This window comes from Erwinia sp. ErVv1 (assembly GCF_900068895.1).
GTDB lineage: Bacteria > Pseudomonadota > Gammaproteobacteria > Enterobacterales > Enterobacteriaceae > Erwinia.
In genome coordinates this window covers 109,417-130,183 of sequence record NZ_CDPK01000007.1, presented here as the reverse complement: position 1 = coordinate 130,183, position 20,767 = coordinate 109,417, and the positions used below count along the sequence as shown (strand labels likewise).

General features: G+C 48.5%; 20 protein-coding genes and 4 pseudogenes. 8 read left to right on the top strand and 16 right to left on the bottom strand.

All coding sequences use genetic code 11. The features are described from left to right. Nucleotides 1-469: 469 nt before the first annotated feature. From A1830_RS12205 to A1830_RS12190, 4 genes and pseudogenes are all read right to left on the bottom strand, one after another. The gene (locus tag A1830_RS12205) at nt 470-1,171 is read right to left on the bottom strand and encodes an ATP-dependent Clp protease proteolytic subunit (RefSeq protein ID WP_067706124.1); all 702 of its coding nucleotides are present in this window, start codon (nt 1,169-1,171) and stop codon (nt 470-472) included. An 18-nt stretch (nt 1,172-1,189) separates the two neighbouring features. Then, nucleotides 1,190-3,316 (bottom strand): annotated as a pseudogene (locus A1830_RS12200) (peptidase domain-containing ABC transporter). Continuing rightward, entirely contained in the window at nt 3,309-4,586 is a 1,278-nt protein-coding gene (locus tag A1830_RS12195; RefSeq protein WP_067706122.1) for an HlyD family secretion protein, read from the bottom strand. The pseudogene A1830_RS12200 and the gene A1830_RS12195 overlap by 8 nt, the downstream one beginning before the upstream one ends. Before the next feature lie 462 nt (nt 4,587-5,048). Further along, complete coding sequence (locus tag A1830_RS12190; protein WP_067706120.1) at nt 5,049-5,237, bottom strand: hypothetical protein; 189 nt, start codon at nt 5,235-5,237, stop codon at nt 5,049-5,051. Nucleotides 5,238-5,485: 248 nt separating this feature from the next. On the opposite strand from A1830_RS12190, the pseudogene A1830_RS12185 reads away from it, so the two are divergent. Then, nucleotides 5,486-6,333, top strand: a pseudogene (locus A1830_RS12185) (DUF943 family protein). A 628-nt stretch (nt 6,334-6,961) separates the two neighbouring features. Here the strand turns inward: A1830_RS12185 and A1830_RS21480 are convergent. Further along, nucleotides 6,962-7,315 (bottom strand): hypothetical protein, encoded by a 354-nt coding sequence (locus A1830_RS21480; protein WP_073981005.1) that lies wholly within the window; start codon nt 7,313-7,315, stop codon nt 6,962-6,964. A gap of 595 nt (nt 7,316-7,910) precedes the next feature. Between A1830_RS21480 and A1830_RS22190 the strand changes: the two are divergent. The 5 genes and pseudogenes from A1830_RS22190 to A1830_RS12170 form a co-directional block, all read left to right on the top strand. Then, nucleotides 7,911-8,532: pseudogene (locus tag A1830_RS22190) on the top strand (transposase); the annotation flags it as partial. A 116-nt stretch (nt 8,533-8,648) separates the two neighbouring features. Then, entirely contained in the window at nt 8,649-8,948 is a 300-nt protein-coding gene (locus A1830_RS24000; RefSeq protein WP_067706118.1) for a transposase, read from the top strand. Nucleotides 8,949-9,147: 199 nt separating this feature from the next. After that, a complete protein-coding gene (locus tag A1830_RS23995) occupies nt 9,148-9,642 on the top strand; it encodes an IS3 family transposase (RefSeq protein WP_369815709.1) in 495 nt (164 codons plus the stop codon). Continuing rightward, nucleotides 9,531-9,797: an IS3 family transposase gene (locus A1830_RS23990; RefSeq protein ID WP_369815708.1), complete on the top strand. Its 267-nt coding sequence runs from the start codon at nt 9,531-9,533 to the stop codon at nt 9,795-9,797. The genes A1830_RS23995 and A1830_RS23990 overlap by 112 nt, the downstream gene beginning before the upstream one ends. 39 nt (nt 9,798-9,836) lie before the next feature. Next, nucleotides 9,837-10,022 (top strand): annotated as a pseudogene (locus tag A1830_RS12170) (integrase core domain-containing protein); the annotation flags it as partial. Between the two features lie 421 nt (nt 10,023-10,443). On the opposite strand, the gene A1830_RS12165 reads toward A1830_RS12170, so the two are convergent. From A1830_RS12165 to A1830_RS12125, 9 genes are all read right to left on the bottom strand, one after another. Beyond that, entirely contained in the window at nt 10,444-11,451 is a 1,008-nt protein-coding gene (locus A1830_RS12165) for a restriction endonuclease (protein WP_067706114.1), read from the bottom strand. A 76-nt stretch (nt 11,452-11,527) separates the two neighbouring features. Next, nucleotides 11,528-12,358, bottom strand: a complete 831-nt coding sequence (locus A1830_RS12160) for a DUF4942 domain-containing protein (protein WP_067706321.1) — start codon at nt 12,356-12,358, stop codon at nt 11,528-11,530. Between the two features lie 114 nt (nt 12,359-12,472). After that, on the bottom strand, nt 12,473-12,802 hold the full coding sequence (locus A1830_RS12155) for a TA system toxin CbtA family protein (protein WP_067706112.1): 330 nt from the start codon (nt 12,800-12,802) through the stop codon (nt 12,473-12,475). Nucleotides 12,803-12,823: 21 nt separating this feature from the next. After that, the gene (locus tag A1830_RS12150; protein ID WP_067706110.1) at nt 12,824-13,141 is read right to left on the bottom strand and encodes a type IV toxin-antitoxin system YeeU family antitoxin; all 318 of its coding nucleotides are present in this window, start codon (nt 13,139-13,141) and stop codon (nt 12,824-12,826) included. Nucleotides 13,142-13,153: 12 nt separating this feature from the next. Then, complete coding sequence (radC, locus tag A1830_RS12145) at nt 13,154-13,633, bottom strand: RadC family protein (protein WP_067706109.1); 480 nt, start codon at nt 13,631-13,633, stop codon at nt 13,154-13,156. 181 nt (nt 13,634-13,814) lie between these two features. Further along, complete coding sequence (locus A1830_RS12140) at nt 13,815-14,435, bottom strand: hypothetical protein (RefSeq protein ID WP_067706318.1); 621 nt, start codon at nt 14,433-14,435, stop codon at nt 13,815-13,817. 27 nt (nt 14,436-14,462) lie between these two features. Then, nucleotides 14,463-15,017 (bottom strand): hypothetical protein, encoded by a 555-nt coding sequence (locus A1830_RS12135; RefSeq protein WP_067706107.1) that lies wholly within the window; start codon nt 15,015-15,017, stop codon nt 14,463-14,465. 245 nt (nt 15,018-15,262) lie between these two features. Continuing rightward, nucleotides 15,263-16,144, bottom strand: a complete 882-nt coding sequence (locus A1830_RS12130) for a GTPase family protein (RefSeq protein ID WP_304439242.1) — start codon at nt 16,142-16,144, stop codon at nt 15,263-15,265. 61 nt (nt 16,145-16,205) lie between these two features. Continuing rightward, entirely contained in the window at nt 16,206-17,102 is an 897-nt protein-coding gene (locus A1830_RS12125; RefSeq protein ID WP_067706105.1) for a hypothetical protein, read from the bottom strand. A 701-nt stretch (nt 17,103-17,803) separates the two neighbouring features. Here A1830_RS12125 and A1830_RS12120 point away from each other — a divergent pair. After that, nucleotides 17,804-18,445 (top strand): inovirus Gp2 family protein, encoded by a 642-nt coding sequence (locus A1830_RS12120; protein WP_067706103.1) that lies wholly within the window; start codon nt 17,804-17,806, stop codon nt 18,443-18,445. A 120-nt stretch (nt 18,446-18,565) separates the two neighbouring features. After that, on the top strand, nt 18,566-18,781 hold the full coding sequence (locus tag A1830_RS12115) for a helix-turn-helix transcriptional regulator (RefSeq protein ID WP_067706101.1): 216 nt from the start codon (nt 18,566-18,568) through the stop codon (nt 18,779-18,781). Nucleotides 18,782-19,358: 577 nt separating this feature from the next. Here A1830_RS12115 and A1830_RS12110 read toward each other — a convergent pair. Then, nucleotides 19,359-19,988 (bottom strand): hypothetical protein, encoded by a 630-nt coding sequence (locus tag A1830_RS12110; protein ID WP_156484994.1) that lies wholly within the window; start codon nt 19,986-19,988, stop codon nt 19,359-19,361. 57 nt (nt 19,989-20,045) lie between these two features. Beyond that, nucleotides 20,046-20,765 carry a M48 family metallopeptidase gene (locus tag A1830_RS12105; protein WP_067706098.1) on the bottom strand — a complete coding sequence of 240 codons (720 nt, stop codon included), beginning with the start codon at nt 20,763-20,765 and terminating at the stop codon, nt 20,046-20,048. Nucleotides 20,766-20,767 lie beyond the last annotated feature (2 nt).

The window sequence follows — 20,767 nt, the reverse complement described above, 5'->3', positions numbered from 1 at the left end:
GGGATATAAAAATACAGATTGTAAATATTATTGGCTACAATTGCATTATCATCATAAAAATTTTAGCGATGCGAGTGGCTGAGTCATGGTCTAACCATGTTTCAGGGCTGCCCAGTATGCGCCCAATAATCAGTGACGCAGAGAAAAAACTTTGGATATCCTACGGACAAGTGCTGTTATTGCCAATGGAAATTACCTCACCCCCCCCCNCCCCCCCCCAATTGAAGGGTAAGTAATCCGCGCCGTTAATAATCAGTGTTTCATTCAATACCATCGCTTGCTCTGGATCCTTGTAGTAGCCATAGTTTATGTAGCTCCTGATCGAATTTTAAGACCAGATGTTATTGGTTTTTTTGTGGGGTTATCTTCTGGTTTTGTGGGGCAGTAGGTCGTATATTTGGGAGTCCCAATAATAGAAGGTCTGCTAACGCCAACCTATCAGTGCCTGACCCCTGAACAGACCCTTACGTCAGCCCTGACTGTCGGTAATATAATAGGTCAACGGATAGCTGTGACTTTCCCTGACGCCTTTGGTCACCAGCCCGTGTTTCGCCGCTTCGTCAGCCGGATATATCACCCTGCCGGTTTCAGAATCAGTTATTTTTTCTAATTCCTCACGCGAAAGCGATGTGCATGAGGCATAGACTTTACGAAATATGGCGTTGTAATTTTCGTCTTCCTCCAGAATTCGGCGTGCCTGGTCCGGCCTGATGTAATCCGTCTTTTCATCAGGTGCCGCCGCCGGATGCAGCATAAACTGCGCCATTGGCATCGAATAGCGCTCAGGCGAGGCACAGTAAATAAGGGTGGCGGATGAAGCCGTCACGGACGCATTAATCATATTGAGTGTAATCGGGCTTTTACGCAGCGTTTCATAGGCAACATATCCGGCATCCATGTCGCCGCCACGGCTGTTAAGATAAACGTCTATATTATGCACGTTACGGTAGTTTTCCCTTATCTCTGCCAGGGCGGATATCAGCCAGGTTACCGTCTGATTGTTCACCTGACCGTTAAAATAGACGCCTGCTTCGTTTACCTGGCCGTTGCCCACGGTATCGCTCTTGATGAACGTTACGTTTGCCTGTGCGCAGGCTGACGCCAGCAGCAACGCGATGGTGGTAGCGGGGAGCTTTTTCATTTTACCGTTTTCCCTTTTTGATCTGGACATCCGGTTATCCCGGTGAGGTTAATTTTCCTGGCCGCGCAATGATTCATTTCCCAGTACAAGGGTACGTCCGGCCGAGGAGATAGTGGACGGTCGGTGCGCGATAATGACGCGGGTTATGTTGAGGGTTCGTATCGCCGCATTGATCAGCGCTTCATTCTGTTCATCAAGATGGCTGGTGGCCTCGTCCATAAACAAAATGCCCGGCCGACGATACAGCGCGCGGGCAATAAAAATACGCTGCCGCTGTCCGCCCGACAGGCCCTCGCCGAGCTCGCCAGTCAGGGTTTCATACCTCATCGGCAGTGCCATGATGTCATCGTGAATGTGGCTCAGTCGGGCGCACTCCTCCATCCATTCAACATCGACATCGGGGGAGAATCCGGTGATATTGTCGCGCAGTGAACCCGCCAGTAGCCGGTCTTCCTGCAGGATACAGGCCACTGCCCTGCGGTAGTTATTAAGTCCCGCGGCCTGGATGTCGATGCCGTCGACCAGGACACGCCCGCTCTCCGGCAGGGTCAGGCCAGACAGCACCTTCATCAGCGTGGTTTTTCCGGTGCCCGACGGGCCGGTGATGGCCACGCTCTCCCCTGCCGATATGGTCAGACTGAGATCGCTGAATACCGGGGAGGAATGACCGTCATATCGGAATGTCAGTCCCTCACCTTTCAGGGATAAGGGGCGGCCTGGTGTAAAAATCTCTTTTTCCCTCCTTTGCGGCTCCGGTTCTGAGAGCGCGATGTCCGCGATGCGCTCGTTATGTAACGACAGCATCCGCAACTGCAATACCAGTGTGGTCAGCGACAGTACCCGGTCTGAAAACATACCCCGGAAAGCGCTGAAGGCCACGAAAGCCCCCAACGTCATGGTATGAGTAATGACCGCAGAAATTCCCAGCCACAGAATAATGACCCCATCGCAGGCGGCAATGAATGTACAGGTGATGCTGGCAAGCATGTCAAAGCGCAGCAGGCTCACGCCGGAACCGGCTGCATCTGCAATCATATTGAGCCAGGTCTGACGGCGCTGCTCTGCCAGCCCCTGAGCGCGTACGGTGGCTGCCGCATACAGCGTTTCGGTAAAGGAGGAGGCAGCCCGTGCATTTTTTATCAGCAGCTCTTCCTGCGCCTGACGATAGCGGGGCCATGTCAGTACCCGCAGCAGGATAAAGACAAACGTGAATGCCACGACCACCCATACAAGCGGGCCGCCGTAAAGCACGAGCAGGATAAATGACCCCATGATCATGATGCCGTCAATCATTGCGCCGGTCAGGCTCTGGGTAAAGGTGGTGCGCAGGGTATCCAGCGATGAGAAACGTGACTAAACGTCCCCCATCCGGCGTTTTTCAAACCAGGACAGCGGCAGGCGCAGAAGGTGACGATAAAGACCGTCCTTCCACTGTAAATCGGTACAGGTACCCATCACCATCAGGATCCAGCCGCGAAACAGGCTGACGCCGGCCTGAAGCAGGGTGAGCAGAAGCAGGCTGAGACAGATGAGCGTGAGCAGGCCCTTATCTGCCGCCGGCACTGCGTTGTCCATTACCATCTGGGTGCCCACCGGGAGCAGCAGGGTAATAAATTCAATCATCAGCGACAGACAGAATATTTTTATCAGCGTGGCGCGAAAGCCAGTAATGCCGCGCAGCAGAGTACTGACCTTAAGGCGCTGCCGTCGCGTTTCGGGGGTAAAGTGGGTGTCCGGCCAGAGCTCAAGTGCCACACCGGTAAAGTGTGTAGAGACTGCGGTCAGGGGCATGTCTAGCCTCCCTGCGGCCGGATCGTGAATAATGCAGCGGTTCCCTCTGACGCAGACCAGCACCACAAAGTGGTTAAAATCCCAGTGCAGAATGCAGGGCTTACGCAACTCATTAAGCTGTGCCAGCTCCAACGCGAGCGGCCGGGCCGCCAGATTCATTTCCGCTGCCACGCCGATAAGCGAGGCCAGTGTACTGCCGCGAGACGACAGCCCAGCCTGCTGGCGCAGGGACAGTAAATCTGTACGGCTACCGTGGAAACCCGCCACCATCGCCAGACAGGCCAGGCCGCATTCAGCTGCTTCCGTCTGCAGATGTAAGGGGACACGTCCACGACCTGTGAACCGTAACATCCCCCACAGCCGGTTCAGGAGCATATCATCCATGAATAATTCCTGTGGCGCTGTCGCGTACGTCATACAACGGGGAGAGGATCCACTGATACAGGCGACGTTCATCCAGGAAAAGGGTGACGGAGGCCTTCATGCCGTTTTCTGCCTGTATCTTACGGCGTTTGTAGATGAAGCGGTCAGAGGACGGCGTCACCACAACCCGGTACCACGTCTGCGGTCCGGTAAGTGAACGCAACGGCGCGCCGGGATAGGTGGCCATTTCCTGCCAGGACGCCGGTGTGTGTGCCACCGCCGCAATTTTTCCCGGAAACTGGCCAAACTTTTCGGCAGGGAAAGCATCGTAACGGATATTCACGGGCTGCCCTACAGTGAGATAGGGTACGGCCGCATCAGGTACCCAGAGGACCAGAGCACGGTAGTGTGCATTGCCCGGAATGATCTGCAGAAGGCTGTCTCCAGCGGCCACGGTCTGACCTGGCGTGACACTCAGCGTGTCGACCACGCCATCCACGGGAGAAGTGATAACCTGATCACCGCTGGCATCCGCATCTGTCAGTTCACCTTCCAGCGTGCTTTTTTGCACGGCAATCTGGTTGAGCTGACTGTCAAAATCGGCCGCCTGAGTCTGCAGCGCGCTGCGCAGGGCCAGTACCTGCAGCGCATTCTGTTCATTCTGACTCTCAAGGCCCAGCATATCGTTCTGCTGCTGATAATAAAGGGCGGTCTGGCTGATAAGCTGATCGCGGTTAATCAGTCCCTGCCGCTGATACTGACGATAGTTATCCATATTTTCCTTCATCAGGCGAAGGCCTTCATGGGCCCGTGCCACCACATCTGTGGAGCGCTGCAGCGCCAGTTCATAGCGGATCTTTTCCTCACCCAGCATGGCCAGCGTCAGACTGCGGTTACGGGTGATATCGGCAGCAATGCGGTTCAGGGTTGCAATACGATTTTCGAGGCTTTCACGATGCCTCCTACTGACCACGCCGGAGGTCGTGGTGCGGCTGACGTCAATCCGATAGAGGGTCTGCCCCTTTCTGACGTATTCGCCCTGAGTTGCCGAACGGCTGACGATAAACCCCTGCTGCGGAGAAAAAACGGTTACCGCCCGGGGCGTTGAAATAATTTCACCAGAAACGTTAATGCGACGGGTGTAAGAGCATGAAATAATCAGAATGAAGAAGGCGGCGAAAAAAAAAGAGGTAAACGCGATAACGTAATATCCGGCATGGCCAAATATCAACACAGCTTTGCCAGACCAGTTATTATTCCTGGCATCCAGGGCTTCCTTTCTGAAAAGCATTTCCGTCCGGCTCCGGCAAATAAAATATCAGTAAATAATCAAATTAGGGGCAAAGCCAGGCAGGCTGCATGCCCCTGATAATTAATTACCAGTGACACTGTCCATTAACGCTGTGAGCGTTTGCGTCCCCACCTAAATTGCCTTTATTCCCGCCGCTATTACTGTTACATGCCGGAGAATCGCGGTATGCCTTATAAGCCCCTGTGGCGCTCCCTACAATCCCACCGAGCGCGCCGCCTCCAAGAGCTCCCGGAATGGCACCAACGCCGTCAGCCACTGCCCCGGTAATAGCACCCTGAATAGCCCCCTGTACCGCGCCGTCTTGTCCCCCACGGTATGCACCGTTACGTACGGCCGAACGACATCCGCCTTCATAATTGGAGTTAGCATTACCACCAGACACAAACTTCAACTCATTAAGCGTCAGTTCTCTCATTTGAACTCCCTATTATTCAGGATAAGTTATGATTTTCTTCGGTAAATTTTATTTTCCACTAAAAAAGCAAGAGCAATCGGTACTACGATGATAAAGAAGTTAGACAGCGCTTCGTTATTATTACCAACATTTGTGGCAAAGTTGGTAATAAAGAAAGAAATCGCCGCGAAAATAACTCCAAATACAATAATTATTAAAACTCGTCGGATATTCATGAGCGTCTCCTCCGTTAAAGCTGGAATTTTTATACCCTCCCGCCCACGTAAAGTTAAGGAAAGAAATGTTACAATATGTTTCTTAAATTCCATACGCCTATGTAAAAATTCAGCCTTAATTTGCCAAAATAACGTTATTGGGTTCCGGTTTTACGATCGTCAGAAACAGACTCTCAAGCCCTGATATCCCATGCCATGAGAGTCTAAATATGATTTTTCTGGCTGGTTCCTGGAACCTGTAAAAAAAGATGGCAGCGGCTTTATGCCATTTACACTCCGGCTTTTCACAGCGTATGATTCCTCGTGCAGATCTTAACGGACGATTACACAAGGAATGTATCACGATGATCGCACCAGAGTTTCCCTGTATCATATTCAAAACTCAGAAGTGGATGGATGACTACAGCGCCAGTGATATGCGCTGCGGGGATCTGGGGATAAAATTACCCGCCAACAGTGTGCCATTATGCTTTTTGACGAGTTCCGATCATTATCCCGCCAATTTTCCCTTAACGGACCGTACAGACACCTGATTGAAAAAATGATCACCCATATGCAGAATGGCAATGGTACACCCTTCCGGGATATGGCGCTGAACAGGGCTTTAAAGGAGCAGATTACCAGGACCTTAATGAAAGCTAACCTCAAAAAAACGCTATTCGCGCTGTCGTTCTTCGCTTGTCCGCTACTCGCCTGCGTGCTCTGGCTGTCTCTGCGTCCGGTAGAAATTGTCGCAGCTCATGAAGACGGTAACTACAGCTCTGTGTTAATGAAAAATTTTCCAATTACTGACAGGGGAAAAATAGACTGGTGGTTAGAGAATAAAGACACACTAAAACGACGATATGATATTCCTAAACCAGCATCCAACGGAAACTTCACCATTATAGTTTGGTTGTTTGGAGAGGGTTATATGAAGGAAGGTAAATATGACAGACTGTGCTTTGCTGATATGCAACCGCCTGTAAATTGCATAGAAAAGGATCGGGTATTTTCAATCAGTCACAGCAAGAACAGAGGCACTATATTTACAGTCGATGATGGTGAATATCGCATGGAAAAAGGTGGGAGAATAATAAAACTGAAAGACGAATAATTCCCGCCATTACGTTGATGCAGCAATAAAATCACTTGTTCTGCCCGGCTTGCACCAGCCATGCAGAAGTAGAAAAATATCAGAGAGGCTATTTCGACGGGGGGAGAAAAGCAGCAACGCCTTGTCGCCTGCCTTACCTCTTTTCGGTATGGGGGGTGCGTTTAAGGCGAACGTGACAGATGAGCAAATCTTTGTCCCTCCTGCCGGGATATGTTCTGCACACAGGGTCAGTACATTACTAACTAACGGTTATATCTAATCCTGGAGGCAGGTCACTTTCTGACGTATTCGCCCTGAGTTGCCGAACGGCTGACGATAAACCCCTGCTGCGGAGAAAAGACGGTTTCTGCCGGGGCGTTAGAATAATTTCACCAGAAACGTTAATGCGACGGGTGTAAGAGCATGAAATAATCAGAATGAAGAAGGCGGCGAAAAAAAAGAGGTAAACGCGATAACGTAATATCCGGCATGGCCAAATATCACCACAGCTTTGCCAGCTCAGTTATTATTCCTGGCATGCAGGGCTTCCTTTCTGAAAAGCATTTCCGTCCGGCTCCGGCAGATAAAATATCAGTAAATAATCAAATCAGGGGCAAAGCCAGGCAGGCTGCATGCCCCTGATAATTAATTACCAGTGACACTGTCCATTAACGCTGTGAGCGTTTGCGTCTCCACCTAAATTGCCACCACCGGCATGGTTATTCGAACGACTATCTCTACATCCAATATATCCACCAATAGCTCCCGATATAGCGCCATAAACAGCACCTTCAGCAGCTCCGGTTAATGCTCCGGCTGCAATACCTGCAGGACCACCTGCGATTCCCGCAACTCCCCCACGCAGTGCATTTGCGGCAGCTCCACCGGCTGCGCCACTAAGGCCGCCCTTCACAGACGCTCTTGCACAGCCACCCTCGTAATTTGAATTAGCATTCCCGCCGGAAATGATATTTATCTCATCTTGCGTCAGTTCTCTTAACATACTACTTGTCCTCGGTTGGTAATATTTTAGTAACAATAAATCCAGATATAGTCACAGCTACGGCCACAGTAAAAAACATTATTAAAAAAGGATGAGATACGTAAAAAAAACTACCTGAGATAAAATGAATCACCAGGGATGTTATGGCTGCGCTAAATATAATTATTAGTAGTTTCTCTTTACTTAAAATACTCATACACAAACCTTAATTTTATTAAATTCGTCGGTAATACTTATAATATAAAAAAACTTACAATAAACTGACAAAATAATTTCACAAGGTAACTAAATGATTCAAATAATTTCCCAGATTGAAAAAATGAACTTAATTCTATGTTTCTTAAGGATTTAAAGGACATATGCTGGCGTGATTTTTTATTACTTTTAGTGCTAATTATTTCATATTGAACTTTACTTATCTAGATTAGGCAAAGAAATGGCCGTGGGACCGAAAATAACTCAGAACGCTGACTGAACGTACGCGGGTAATGCAAATATTGCGGGAGCAAATATCATTGACCCTGACCAAAATCCTGCTCCATTCAGAAACAGAATTCCGGCATGATAAACACTCTCCTGAACGGAGGTGGTGCCGATGAAAAAGTCACGATTCACCGAAGAGCAGATTGTCTTTGCCCTGAAGCAGGTCGGGCTGGGGACGCCCGTACCTGACGTCTGCCGCAAACTCGGTACCTCCGATGCCACTTTTTACACGTGGCGTAAGAAATACGGCGGAATTTCCCCTTCTGAACTCAGACATATGCGGCAGCTGGAAGAAGAAAATCTGCGGCTGAAGAGGCTGGTTGCCGATCTGAGCCTCGACAGGGCGATGCTGCAGGATTTACTGGCAAAAAAACTGACGCTGGAACGCCTGCGCGAATGGTTCAGGGATTTGCAGGTCCGCTACGGTGCCAGTGAGAGACAGGTCTGTTTTGCGCTGCGGGTCAGCTGTAGCTCGTTCAGATATCGTTCTGTAGCCGCTGACGACAGCGCACTGCGGCTGCGCATCCGTGAGACCAACGAAACCCGGGTGCATTACGGTTACCGCCGGGTACACATGATGGCTCAGGCGGGAAGGCTGGCGCGATAACCACAAAAGGATTTACCGGCTATACAGCGAACAGGGGCTGTCGCTGCGCCTTAAACAGCCACGCCGCAATAAATCCGCACAGCGCCGACAACCGCAGCCTCAGGGCCTGTATTCGAATCACGTGTGGGGCAGAATCAGCGTTCAACAGAAGTGGCAGAAATGCTGAACAGCATAGCACTCTGATCTTACCCAGCATTAGTGGACAGGCAACTAAGTGAGAAAACTCTCAACCAGAGGTGACTCATGAAAAAACCAACATCGACCAGCAAAAAGCCCCATAAGCAGCACTCGCATGAATTTCGCAACGAAGCGCTGAAGCTTGCTGAGCAAATTGGTGTTGCTGCCGCGGCCCGCGAACTCAGCCTGTATGAATCACAGCTTTATACCTGGCGCAGCAAGCAACAGCAGATAGTGACCGCGTCAGAGCGTGAAAGTGAACTGGCCGCTGAAAATGCCCGCCTTAAGCGGCAACTGGCTGAGCAGGCGGAAGAGCTGGTCATTCTACAGAAGGCCGCGACATACTTCGCGAAGCGCCTGAAATGAAGTATGTCTTTGTCGAAAAGTATCAGGCTGAGTTCAGCATTAAAGCCATGTGCCGGGTGCTGCGGGTTGCACGCAGCGGCTGGTATGCCTGGCGTCTGCGCCGCCATCAGCCAGGCCGGCGCCAGCAATGCCGTCTTATCTGCGATGCCGCCGTCCGTAAGGCATTCACTGAGGCAAAAGGCGTTATGGCGCGCCTCGTCTGGCCAGAGAACTGCCGGAGTACAATATCAAAACCATTGCCGCCAGCCTGCGTCGTCAGGGGCTGCGGGCGAAAGCCTCCCGGAAGTTCAGCCCGGTCAGCTACCGTAAGCACGGCCTGCCGGTATCGGAGAATTTACTGAAGCAGGACTTCAGCGCCAGCGGCCCGAACCAGAAGTGGGCGGAAGACATCGCGTACCTTCGCACGGATGAGGGCTGGCTGTATCTGGCGGTGGTTATTGACCTGTGGTCCCGTGCCGTTATCGGCTGGTCAATGTCATCACGGATGACGGCACAGATGGTGTGCGATGCACTGCAAATGGCACTCTGGCAGCGAAAACGTCCGGAAAATGTCATCGTTCACACCGACCGTGGCGGACAGTACTGCTCTGCGGATTACCAGGCGTTACTGAAGCGACACAATCTGCATGGCAGCATGAGTGCAAAGGGTTGTGCTATGACAATGCCTGTGCGGAAAGCTTCTTCCACTCGCTAAAGGTGGAATGCATCCATGGGGAACACTTTACCAGCCGGGAAATAATGCGAACGACGGTGTTTAATTATATCGGGTGTGATTACAATCGGTGGCGACGACACAGTTCCTGTGGTGGTCTCAGCCCGGCCCAGTTTGAAAACCAGACCCTCGCTTAGGGCCGTGCCCACATTACGTGGGTAAGATCAGATCATGGTGTGATGCTGGAATTTATTAAGCCGGGTAAGCCGACCCAGAACGCGTTTATCGAGCGTTTTAACAGGACGTACCGGACAGAAATACTGGATTTTTATCTGTTCAGAACACTGNTGAATAACCTGACGCCGGAAGAATATGGGCTGATGGCTGAGAAACTGGAAATCTCAAAAAGTGCGTGGAACTAAAGCTGGGATACTTACAGCTTGGCCGTTCTGACTTTGATATCTGTTAGAGCCATGCTTATCCCCTCCCTGTTGGTACAAGCATTATCGAACCGGAAATACCATCATCTGTACCAACATCTGTTGGTAGATGTACGTTGATGTCGGTTGACCTTGAGAGAGTTAATATAGCGAGAAAGTTAGATAAATACTGGATTTTAGGCACAAAAAAAGACCTCAGTTGAGGTCCATTTTCATACCATTGGTACGAAGGCCGGACTCGAATTTCAAACCCAATAGACTGATATCAATGTAGTTTATAACGAGTAATAAATAGTTATACCCGCACTTGTACCCACAAGTTAAAATCCGTATAAAAAATAGACACCCCGAGTGGGTATAAAACCATACCAGTAGAACACCGATATGGCTACCAAAGCCAGATTCAGGCAGGCAGGAACGTTTTCTTCAGAGGCACCAAAAGTTTGGTCTCGATATCGACTTGCTCGTAGTTCTCAATAAGAGCACGGACAAGATCATCAAGCGTCCAGAGCGTCAGAGGTATCGTCGAACGATCGGCCTCATAGCGAGCATCTTTCGTAAAGCCCCCTGTACTGACATAAAGCCCGCGATCGTCTTTATGGCGACCGCCGATAAAGCTACGGATCTGTTGGCTTCCCATCTGTTCCCTGCGATGTTTTACCTCAACGATAATACGTGGATTTTCAAAACCGAATCCATCAGGTGAAGCAATGATATCTTTACCCCGAGCGGCTCCCGCAGGTGACACCTGCGTTTTATACCCCATGCTGCGCAGGACTCCGGCAACGAGATTTTGCATCTCGTCCCAATCAAGAGAGTTGATACGATCTTTGATACCCTCAAACGCCAGCATTTCCATATCGCGAAGCGGATCAGAAACGACCTCATCTTCATCCATCGCAACTGGATTCTGAGTAATCACATCTATAGTGGGTTTCTTATCCTGCAAAAGCTCTTCTAGAGCATATTCTGGAAGCTGGAAGACCGTCAGCGTAGAACCCAATGTGTTTTTGGTAGCAACAGACAGTCTATCGCGGTCGATTTCTTGAGTATTCCATTTAACCTGCCGAGCGATCCCCATCCCCTCTTCCACCCATTCAGGATGATATTGGAAGTCCGAAGTAACTTTGCCTAGCAGGTAAGTACGGTTGGCTGGCGAATAGGTAATAACCCAATCACCCTTCTGGATCTCATTCACAAATCGCCAGACCTGCGATGCACCAGAACGGGCTGTTCCCAGCTTCGTTAAAGGATCTGCCTTCTGGTATAAAGCGAGTAACTGAGCTCGGGACAGGCCGGGTTTGACCAAAGGAGCCAGCTGAGACCAACCGATACCTACAATTTGCTTATCGCGAAAATCGTCATAGAGCTTGCCGCCATCACCGCGGATCATCCACATTCTGTTGCCCATAGCCGTCCCTTCATGAGGAAAAGAAATTAAGCTGGATCATAAGCTTGTTAGCCGTAGGCGTCAAAACTCTCCAAAATTACTTCGCTAACATTCCTGGGTAGTGTTTAGCGATAATATCGTTCATCCTCTCGACCAACTCCAGACGCTTAAAAGTTAAGTGCGCAGTGCCTTTCTGAAAGTAGCGAACGCGGAAGAACTCATCCTCATAAACATCCTTACCCGGGTTATCTCGAATATGCGCCATCAACCGAGTAGTTATATCGCTACGGTTGTCAGGTATTGATTTACCGCTCAGTAAAAACAGCATTCGTTCCAGGTCAGCTAACTGATCCCTTCGCCAACCCCAGTTAAGGCTAAAGCCCCAGCGGTTATGCGTTACCAGATTGTTAATGATTATCTTCTTACCAAAGCTGCAGGGGCTATTGGTTTTGTAATCCCACGACAGGCCTTTGAAGACGTTAATGATCCCGCGCTCAAAGACTTCCATTTTGTTCAGATGTAACTGATCAAAAGTACTGAGAATATTCGCCTCACTGATAGCAGGAAGATCGCCCTCCTCCAGGTTCTTATGCCACTGGTCGCGAGCCTGCGCATCCATTAAGGCCATCATGCCGGACTTCAGCATCAAATCGCGCCAGATGCTGCGGTCTATATTGTGGGTAACGGCAGGCATGGCTTTATCAGCCTTCTCAGTCAGCCAACTATCGTAGCGGTGCCCTGACTTCATCGACCAGTCTTGCGCCGTACCACCACCAATTTCTGAGGTTAGCCGTGAAATGGCATCAAGCTGCTCAATGATTTGTTCAATCTGCACAAGTGCTGCATTACGTCCGGTGACGATGTGCTCAATATTGGTTGAGTTAATGAGCTCAGTATGTTCTGTAATCACTTCAGGTTCTGTTTGCATCACAAAAAATTCCATATAAGCAAATGCCTCTGCCGGTGATGGCAGAGGCATTATGCGTTGTCAGATAGAGGAGAAAGCAGCAGAAAGGTAAATCTGGAATGCGTTATACAGGATTTAATCGAGATTGCGCTGCGTTAATCCGGTCGCATGACTTGCCTTCAGGATATCGGCGGCGGTAAGAAAGATTTCTGGCTCAGAATAGGGATTACTGCTGGTATCAATGCGCACCAGGTCATATTTTTCCACCAGGAAGTTGATGGCATCGGCCAGGGTAACACCTGCCTCAATGTGCTGCTGGATGACCGACTCACTGCAAAATGGCGTATCATTTATCTCCAGCCCGAAGTGCTTTTCCAGCAGGTAGACAAGCAGTGTTTGCCAGTGCGCTACGGGTGACGGGCAGCACGATGCCGCCCACCCCGGATGTATTGCTGAGGTTGGCATATTGATTTCCATAGTGGGTTTCTACTGAGGTGTCGGGTAAATTGCTATATAGACGTAGCCGTGTGAACCGAGGGTATCGGCTTCACAGGTCAGTCCGTTTTGATAGATTGTGATGCAGTGCTGCTGGTGTGAATTGAGTTCACCGGTGGTCAGCAGATGTTCGAGCATGCCGATCATTGGCGGGAATGACTGATTGATACAGTCGATTTGCTCTTCGCTGAATTTACCGGTTATTCCGGCCCTGCCGGCCAGGTAGTGTAGCCGCTCGCCTTCCTGTACCAGCCTGGCACCAAAGTGTGGTGCGAGGTTGCACTTCAGTCCCCATTCACGGTTGTTCATCATCTCCTCCCACTATAACAAGCCGTGCTCAGCAAACGAATACACCGTCATGCCGCCGACAATACAGTGATCCAGCATCCTGACCTCAACCAGTGCCAGTGCATCTTTAATCTTGCCGGTAATTTGCCGGTCGGCAACACTGGGCTCAGCGTGGCCAGAGGGATGGCAATGCGCCAGAAGCACCGCAGCAGCATTGTGTTGCAGTGCCGCTTTCACGATTTCGCGGGGGTGAACCTCGGTACTGTTGATACTGCCGGTGAACAACGTTTCGTGGGCCAACAATCGGTGTTGATTGTCCAACCAGAGCACCATAAACACTTCGCGCTCCAGTCTAGCCATTCGCAGTCTCAGCCAATCGCTGACGGTCCCGAGTGATGTGAATGAGGTTCCCGGTTCACGCAGATGTGTCTCAAGCAAGGCCAGAGCACGTTTGATAGTACGCTGCGTACTTAATGGCAGTTCAGTGACTGCCGGGGATAAGGTTAAGTTCATGAGGTTAGTCCCGTTGTTTTAGTCGTTCATATGCATGATGGCACTGCATTCAGGATTTTTTGATCGGTAACGCGGAAGACTGTTTGAAATAGGTCATCTTGGTTCCTTAATACAAAAAGCCCCATCGCGATCAGCGACAGGGCTCGAAGTGAGTAACAGAATGATGGCGTTATTCAATTAGCTATTGGTGATCAACAAGACGTTTGAGTGGTGATAACTGACTATTGCCTGATTTGATGTCGCATGATGTAGCCTTAGCATCAACCAATGCCTTCCCCAAGGCTGGGGCCAGCAATTTCGCAGGGTATTGGAAGCTGTACGCCAGAGGGACATGATCGAAGCTGCTGTCATTATGGTAGAAGTGAAAAACAAAGGTCCCTGTCTTACGCTCCTGCATGGCAGAAACCGCCTGTGCAAGGTTGGCAGTCAACAGGCTATCCATCAGCGTGTCGGGATGATCGATACTGATATTCATCAGATGAGCCCCTGCCGGGTAATACTGCAGAGTCATTCCCGTAGCCCCATCAGCCTTATCCTCATAGATATCTTTCAGGTAATACAAGATATTCAAACGCGCTTCATCGGCGTTGCAGGTGAGCCTGAATTTCTCCGTGATATCCCCTTTCCTGCCGGTGATGATAAATTCATCAACACCATCCATAATACGGTCATGCTCAACCTGTACGTTGTCAGCCACCTCATTCCGGTATTCTACCGGCTTGGGATCATAAGCCGCTGCGCATACGGCCTGGCTCAACAGAGCGCTGACCAACAGGGTAAACATCATTATCATTTTTTTCATCTTCATCATTTCCTCAATAAAAATCACTTATTCCGAATCTGTGAGCGTGACGTAAATATTCCCGCCAGAGCGCACTTCTATCGTCAGCGGCTCTTTTGAGCCGGTATTCAGCAAAGCCTGAGCCTGATAAAAACGCCCTGCCACCTCCTCCTTGATATCTGTGATACGGATACAGTGCTCTTCGATACCCTGACGCTGCAGGATTTTAGTGACCACCGGGCAAGCACTTTGCGCCAGCCGTTCGGTACCCGATTGCGTTTTAAAGTGATTACCAGCCACGGCTGACAACACGGTGCAAATCAGCCATACCTGTAACAAGCGCCAGGGCTTCCCCTGACGCTCGTCACGCTGGCGCAGGTAAACCATCGGCAGCAGGAACCATCCCATTGAAGGGGGCGTTATTTCCTGCTTCATCAGGCTCAGTCGGTCGAGCAGCACCCAAATAAGGGAGAGCACCATATACAAGCCAAGGGAAATCTCTTTAGGGAAGAAAATGGCAAAGGGTATCCAGATGACCGGAAGGCCAATGGACAAGCACCATGCATAGACGTCCAGCTTGAGAAGCGGATAAGGTTTCAACATAAAAATTATTCCTTTATTAACAATTAATTAGAAAATATTGGGATTAAACGACCTCCCCAGCGAGGGGATCGTATCGGGATGTAAAGATGAGGGATAATCGTTAGTGAAGATCAATAAACCGAAACTGATCGTTTATAGCTATTGATATTTCCGATCATTAATATTCAATTGATAGCTTAAAACTATAATAAATTTACGTTCGATCGGCGAAACAGATCGAACGGATAGCTGGTTTTAGGTGAGAGTTAAAAGAAGCGATGCCAAAGCAATTTGGCCAAGGAGAGCAGCCGAGAGCGGACCTGTTTTAACCACGTTCTTAAGGTGTGTGACTCCAGCAGGGCCTCTACGCTTTCGTCAAAGATGTCACCTATAACACGACTAAAGCCCTCCCGTGCCGTGGCAGTCACTTTCTCCGTCCGATACGCAGGCTCAAGCTGCCGGGTAACCGCACTGCTGGCCTGGTCGGGTAAAACGGTGATTAGGATTTCTACCCATCGAGATATATTGAAACCTTCAGAAGCAGAAACCGCCAATACAGGATGAACGGGAGAAAATACGGTATTTACCTGAGTAACCTTCTTAAGCAAGTTTTGTTGCTGCAGCATAGAAGGTTGATGGCTTACAGCATCCCATTCCCGGCAAGGCTCGATTTTATCGGCTTGGTTAAGGACGAACAAAAATTGGGCACGATCTGCACCCTGTGAAATCAGCTGTCTGTAACAACGAATATCATCATTCCAGGCACGGTCATCAGCTTTCAGCACCCAAACAATCAGATCCAGCTTTTTTAGCCAAAGTTTGTACAGGTTGGCATAAACCTTATCAAACGTTGGTGTTTCACCAATCCCTGGAAAATCAATAACGTTAAGTGCATGTATACCATCAGAGATTTTATACTGCTGAGCAAGACGGGTACATCCTTTCACTGCATCGATGCTGGCAAGAGGAGAGCTAAAAAGGGTATTGCACAGGCTTGATTTACCTGCGCCAGTTTTGCCCATTAGTCCAATGCGGGGTTCATAAAAGAGGACACGACTGAGATTATGCTGAATCTCACGTCTTGTATCTGCTGGCAGACGGGAGAGTATCCTCGCCAGCGGCTTATCTGCCGAGCGTTCGTTGTTCATCAATATCACCTGTGATAAAAATTTAATCTGGTTATCACAGAAATAATATCGGTCTGAATATCTATGGAGCTAAAGGCTTTAAGATCCTTTTGAATTTCACATCTCTGTGATGAATGTGCACCATGCAGTTTACTGATTTCCGTGCAGAATCATCGTCAATGGGGATGCAATAAAAATCCTTATACTCATCCGCCGTGTAATCCAGTGTGTACAAGGAAACACCAACGAAATATCCCCCCGAGCGAGAAGTAGATGCGTTATCTATTAAAATCAGCCGTTCATACTTTCTCTTATCCCAACCATTTACTGCCACATCCCTGAACTGTTTAAATTTTATCTGAAAAAGATCAAGCTTGCTGTTCATAGCGTCATTGATAAAAATTGGTAATACATGCAGCTCAGGTCTGATTTTAAAGTGTATGAGGCCATAGTCATCATGATAATACTGAACCACTGCTTTTTTAACGAATAAATGAAGAATATCAGGCACACCACCCAACTGACCTATGATTAGGGGAGCCATCTTGATGGTATGATCCCTTAATGACTCTCTGACTATTTTTTTAAATTCATTACTAATGTTATTTCTCAAGGTTGCAGCCTGAGCATATCTCTCAAATCCCACGACAGTACTTTCATATTGGTAATCACGTAATACCAATGACCTGGAGTTTAGCGTTAAAAGCTTGTCGGGTGTGTGCTTTTCTCTCTGTATCATTACGGTACGGTGAAGGATACGTGTTAGATTCCCCACCTGTTCTCCTGCTTTTTCTGGGGTTGTATCTGCACGTAATTCTTCCATAAACAAAGTATCCGTCACATCGGATCTGAGGCTTGCGATAACGATTTTCTGCACAAGTCCTGAAAGTGTGAGCTCCGTCTTTTGAGCTAGTTTTTTTAGAGCACTGTAAAGCGACTTGGATGGGAGATTGACGGTTATCCGGTTGTTACTTGGCATTATCACCTCTCAAGATGCAGCACTTTTTGAACCCAAAATAGTACAGCACTTTTTATAACATGTTGATATTAAAATTGATATCCTAACACACCCAACTAAGATATTCGACTCCTCAGCCCCCTTTACAACAGCCAGTCCAAGCTTTCGCTATTTTAGTTATTTTTTTACTGGGCCTTGTATTGTAGTGAAGGCTTAGCCATCTAGCCCTGCCCACAACCTTACTTTCCGATTACTACGTTAGCAATCCTCCGAGCGTTGTTCTGGCAAACCAACTTAGACTTCGCAATACAGAAAGAGGCTATACGTTCTTTAGTTAAAAATTACTGCAGGCCCTAACACTTTTTTATCCACTCCAGACAGCATTCAGACAACGTATAAAAGCAAGAGGAATATGAGCTAAATCCCTCGAAAAATTCAACGATAACTCGGGAGTGATTTCAGCAGGTTTACAGGCTCGTCGAGGCCAGATTTTGGCGAATCCTTCTACTATTGCAAACTACCTTTATCTTCTCCTCCTTGTCTCCGTATTGTTAATAATGGGCATAAGGTTATCTGAGGATATAAGGATATGAATAGAGACATTAGTACTAATGATCATTGATATGTATCGAAATAGTGAAAGTACATGAGTGGCATGACACTCAGTAAAGAATTACCAGAGATCCGATGAACTGAACTCAATCAGCTAAGGACTCAACGTAATGAACAAGAAGAAATCAGATAAAAGCTCACATAGCTATTACTACGTCAAACGTATCAACGAGACCATCGATAAAGCTCTGAATCAATATCCCCGTGTGATGGCTGTCAGATTTGATCTTCGCTTCCCCGACGAAGAAGACAGGCAGGACTGCCCTACACGCTATTACGATGCTCCCGATGTTATTTCCAATTTTATTTCCTCAGTGAAATCCCAGATTGAGGAGGACATTAAGCGAAAGAGAAAAGCAGGTAAGACAACGCTTTCTTGTAAGGTAAGGTTCGTTTGGGTGCGGGAACTCAATCAGGATGAATCAAAACACCACTATCACGTCCTTTTGCTACTCAACAAGGATGCCTACCCCTGGCCAGGTAAAAGACAAACAGAACCGCGGTTTAATTTTTACAGCATTTTCAAAATCGTGATTAACGCCTGGATTCGAGCGATTAAACGTGATAGCCATGAAAAAAAACATCATGGACTTATCCATATTCCTGTCAGCGGTTATTATTCTTTAAATCGTAATAAACCTCACTTTGAGACTGATTGCGAAGCATTAACCGAAAGAGCAATGTATCTGGCAAAAGAATTTAGCAAAGATCACTCAGACGGCAGGCGTAATCTGGGTTGTTCTCAGAGGTAAGCAGCAAGACAGTGTTTTATTACTCACATGTGGATGTTGAGAAGGAGAAGTGCCAACGGTCAATCATACCTGCACGGCACATCTCCATACCTCTCAACGTTTCATATGGAGACCGTCATTATGACAACTCAGAATAATTTACCCTTCCAGCTCAACGACGAGCTTGTCGATATGGTATTCATCACCACCTATACCAAAATGACGGATAAGTGGTTCTATAAACTGATTAGCGACGGTGTCTTCCCCAAACCCATCAAGCTCGGACGCAGCTCCCGCTGGCTCAAAAGCGAAGTGGAAACCTGGATGCAGCAGCGTATTGCGCAGTCTCGCTCATAATCCCCCACTCAGCCATTTACTGCTAAATCACCGCCCATCCATCTGAACTGAACCATTCCGTCATACACACCCCGCCAGCCTGACCATACAAGGACGGCTTTCGCCTGCGTGCTGTCTGGCGGTAAGGAGCAACATCATGTATGCCAAATCTTTTATTGCCCATGCTTCACGTGGGCGGTTGACCTCTGCGGTCACCGCCAAAGCGCCCCCTTACGACCATTACGTCTGCCATCTGTGAAGGCTGACTGGTATTGTATGGAGTATTACCAGGGAGAACGTTAGTTGAGGAACATTGGTTTGAGCATGACCAGCAGACCATAGCCCAAGATGTGCTAATGAACTGCGCCCATCACGGACTAAATAGCTGTTCCTAATACCACTACACTTGCTATTTGTGGGTATGCAACAGTCGCGTTAGGGCAAAACATGGCAGGCTCTGATGTAGCGCGGCTCAGAAGTAAGAACAGCGCAATCCATTGTCCTACAAGGGCTGGTCCAAAGTGGAGCACTATTCCGCGCAGCTATTTAGTAGTTGAATTTAAAATTAATACTTATATTTATCAGTAAATTAACCTCATCACCTTTTTCCCAGGGAAGGTAAACCGCCGGATACAACAATTCTACGCCCGCCAATGTATTGGTCCATAATGTCTCGTGACTTGGCACTTTTGGTTTTTTTACCCTTTGCCGTTACTTTCTTGTTTTTGCTGGATTTGCTTTTTGCAGCAAGTCTTTTCTTGGCATGGGCAAGCAGAATGAGCCGCCCTGACATCAAACTCTGTCTGGAAGTATCCGCCGCATCATAGCCATTCACGATAGTCATTATTTCTTTTTCAATTTCAGATAACGTTTTTTCAGCAACGAATTTCTCTACTACAGCGGAGTATTTTTTATCGAGCGGTTGAGTTATCGCCCATTGATAGCAAATCGTCGTTACACTGTTTTTCTTTGGAGGATTACTACTGATGGGAGAAGAGCTTGGTCTTTCTGAATGGGCTTTATTTATATGCTTTTCTAATTTTTTCGCATCTTTGAGAGAGACGTTACATACTGGACATTTGCAGGTTTGACGGGCAATAAGCGATGCCTCAGCTACCGGCTTAGCAAGATGAGGTGCCATCTTCCAGCCATGATTGGTTAGCAAATGACTGGACAGCATCGTTACTTCGACTGCGGTATTACACAGAGCACATATGATTTTTTCCATATCCTCCTCCCTCATGCGATGGATGCTGCAGGACTGAAGCATCGCACGCCATTATGTTTAGCTTGTCATTATCATCCCAGCCATCCCATCCAAACGCTTCTTGGTCTTCTCCCAGTCAGGCATTACCTGCCCCATGAGCCGGTAGAAGCGTTCGCTATGGTTATGCTCGGCCAGATGGCAGAGTTCATGCAAGATAACGTAATCGATACACTCACGCGGGGCCTTTACCAGATTGGGATTCAGGGTCACCCTTCCATTGGGGGAACAACTTCCCCACTGAGTCTGCATGGTAAGAATGCGCAATGGCGGTGAGTCACTTACCCATAACGCTTGCTCCAGCATAGCGCTCAGCCTTTTGGCGAAGACTTCGCGGGCTCGAGCCTTATACCAGTCAGTCAGCAACTGCAGAACCTTTTCAGCGCTCTTATAGCGTAAGGTGACTTCCAGCTTGCCACGTAACATTTTTACACCCTGAGTGTTAGAGGGAGCCACTATCACCTTAAGCATGTACTGTTTGCCCAGGTAATAGTGGCTCTCACCGCTGATATACTGTCGTGGAGTTATATATTCCAGCTGCTTACGGAAGTCCCGTAGCTGCTGATAGATCCAGCGCCCACGCTTTTCAGCGGCATTCAGAACCTGTTGGTCATCGGTATCCTGCGGCGCGGATACTACAACCCGGCAGTCGGGGTGAACTTTTATCAGGATGCGTCCATTCACCAATGGTCGGGGTTTACACTCGAAGGTAATACGTTCATCACCGTAAATGAAGCTCATTG

What these genes read in the sequence shown, in the direction of transcription:
- A1830_RS12160 (WP_067706321.1), bottom strand. Translation starts at nt 12,358, where the DNA reads ATGCAAACAGAACCTGAAGTGATTACAGAACATACTGAGCTCATTAAC.
- A1830_RS12110 (WP_156484994.1), bottom strand. Translation starts at nt 19,988, where the DNA reads ATGGAAAAAATCATATGTGCTCTGTGTAATACCGCAGTCGAAGTAACG.
- radC (WP_067706109.1), bottom strand. Translation starts at nt 13,633, where the DNA reads ATGAACTTAACCTTATCCCCGGCAGTCACTGAACTGCCATTAAGTACG.
- A1830_RS12115 (WP_067706101.1), top strand. Translation starts at nt 18,566, where the DNA reads ATGACAACTCAGAATAATTTACCCTTCCAGCTCAACGACGAGCTTGTC.
- A1830_RS12120 (WP_067706103.1), top strand. Translation starts at nt 17,804, where the DNA reads ATGAACAAGAAGAAATCAGATAAAAGCTCACATAGCTATTACTACGTC.
- A1830_RS12190 (WP_067706120.1), bottom strand. Translation starts at nt 5,237, where the DNA reads ATGAATATCCGACGAGTTTTAATAATTATTGTATTTGGAGTTATTTTC.
- A1830_RS12105 (WP_067706098.1), bottom strand. Translation starts at nt 20,765, where the DNA reads ATGAGCTTCATTTACGGTGATGAACGTATTACCTTCGAGTGTAAACCC.
- A1830_RS12140 (WP_067706318.1), bottom strand. Translation starts at nt 14,435, where the DNA reads ATGAAAAAAATGATAATGATGTTTACCCTGTTGGTCAGCGCTCTGTTG.
- A1830_RS12165 (WP_067706114.1), bottom strand. Translation starts at nt 11,451, where the DNA reads ATGGGCAACAGAATGTGGATGATCCGCGGTGATGGCGGCAAGCTCTAT.
- A1830_RS12150 (WP_067706110.1), bottom strand. Translation starts at nt 13,141, where the DNA reads ATGAACAACCGTGAATGGGGACTGAAGTGCAACCTCGCACCACACTTT.
- A1830_RS24000 (WP_067706118.1), top strand. Translation starts at nt 8,649, where the DNA reads ATGAAAAAACCAACATCGACCAGCAAAAAGCCCCATAAGCAGCACTCG.
- A1830_RS21480 (WP_073981005.1), bottom strand. Translation starts at nt 7,315, where the DNA reads ATGTTAAGAGAACTGACGCAAGATGAGATAAATATCATTTCCGGCGGG.
- A1830_RS12155 (WP_067706112.1), bottom strand. Translation starts at nt 12,802, where the DNA reads ATGCCAACCTCAGCAATACATCCGGGGTGGGCGGCATCGTGCTGCCCG.
- A1830_RS12205 (WP_067706124.1), bottom strand. Translation starts at nt 1,171, where the DNA reads ATGTCCAGATCAAAAAGGGAAAACGGTAAAATGAAAAAGCTCCCCGCT.
- A1830_RS12125 (WP_067706105.1), bottom strand. Translation starts at nt 17,102, where the DNA reads ATGCCAAGTAACAACCGGATAACCGTCAATCTCCCATCCAAGTCGCTT.
- A1830_RS12195 (WP_067706122.1), bottom strand. Translation starts at nt 4,586, where the DNA reads ATGCTTTTCAGAAAGGAAGCCCTGGATGCCAGGAATAATAACTGGTCT.
- A1830_RS12130 (WP_304439242.1), bottom strand. Translation starts at nt 16,144, where the DNA reads ATGAACAACGAACGCTCGGCAGATAAGCCGCTGGCGAGGATACTCTCC.
- A1830_RS12135 (WP_067706107.1), bottom strand. Translation starts at nt 15,017, where the DNA reads ATGTTGAAACCTTATCCGCTTCTCAAGCTGGACGTCTATGCATGGTGC.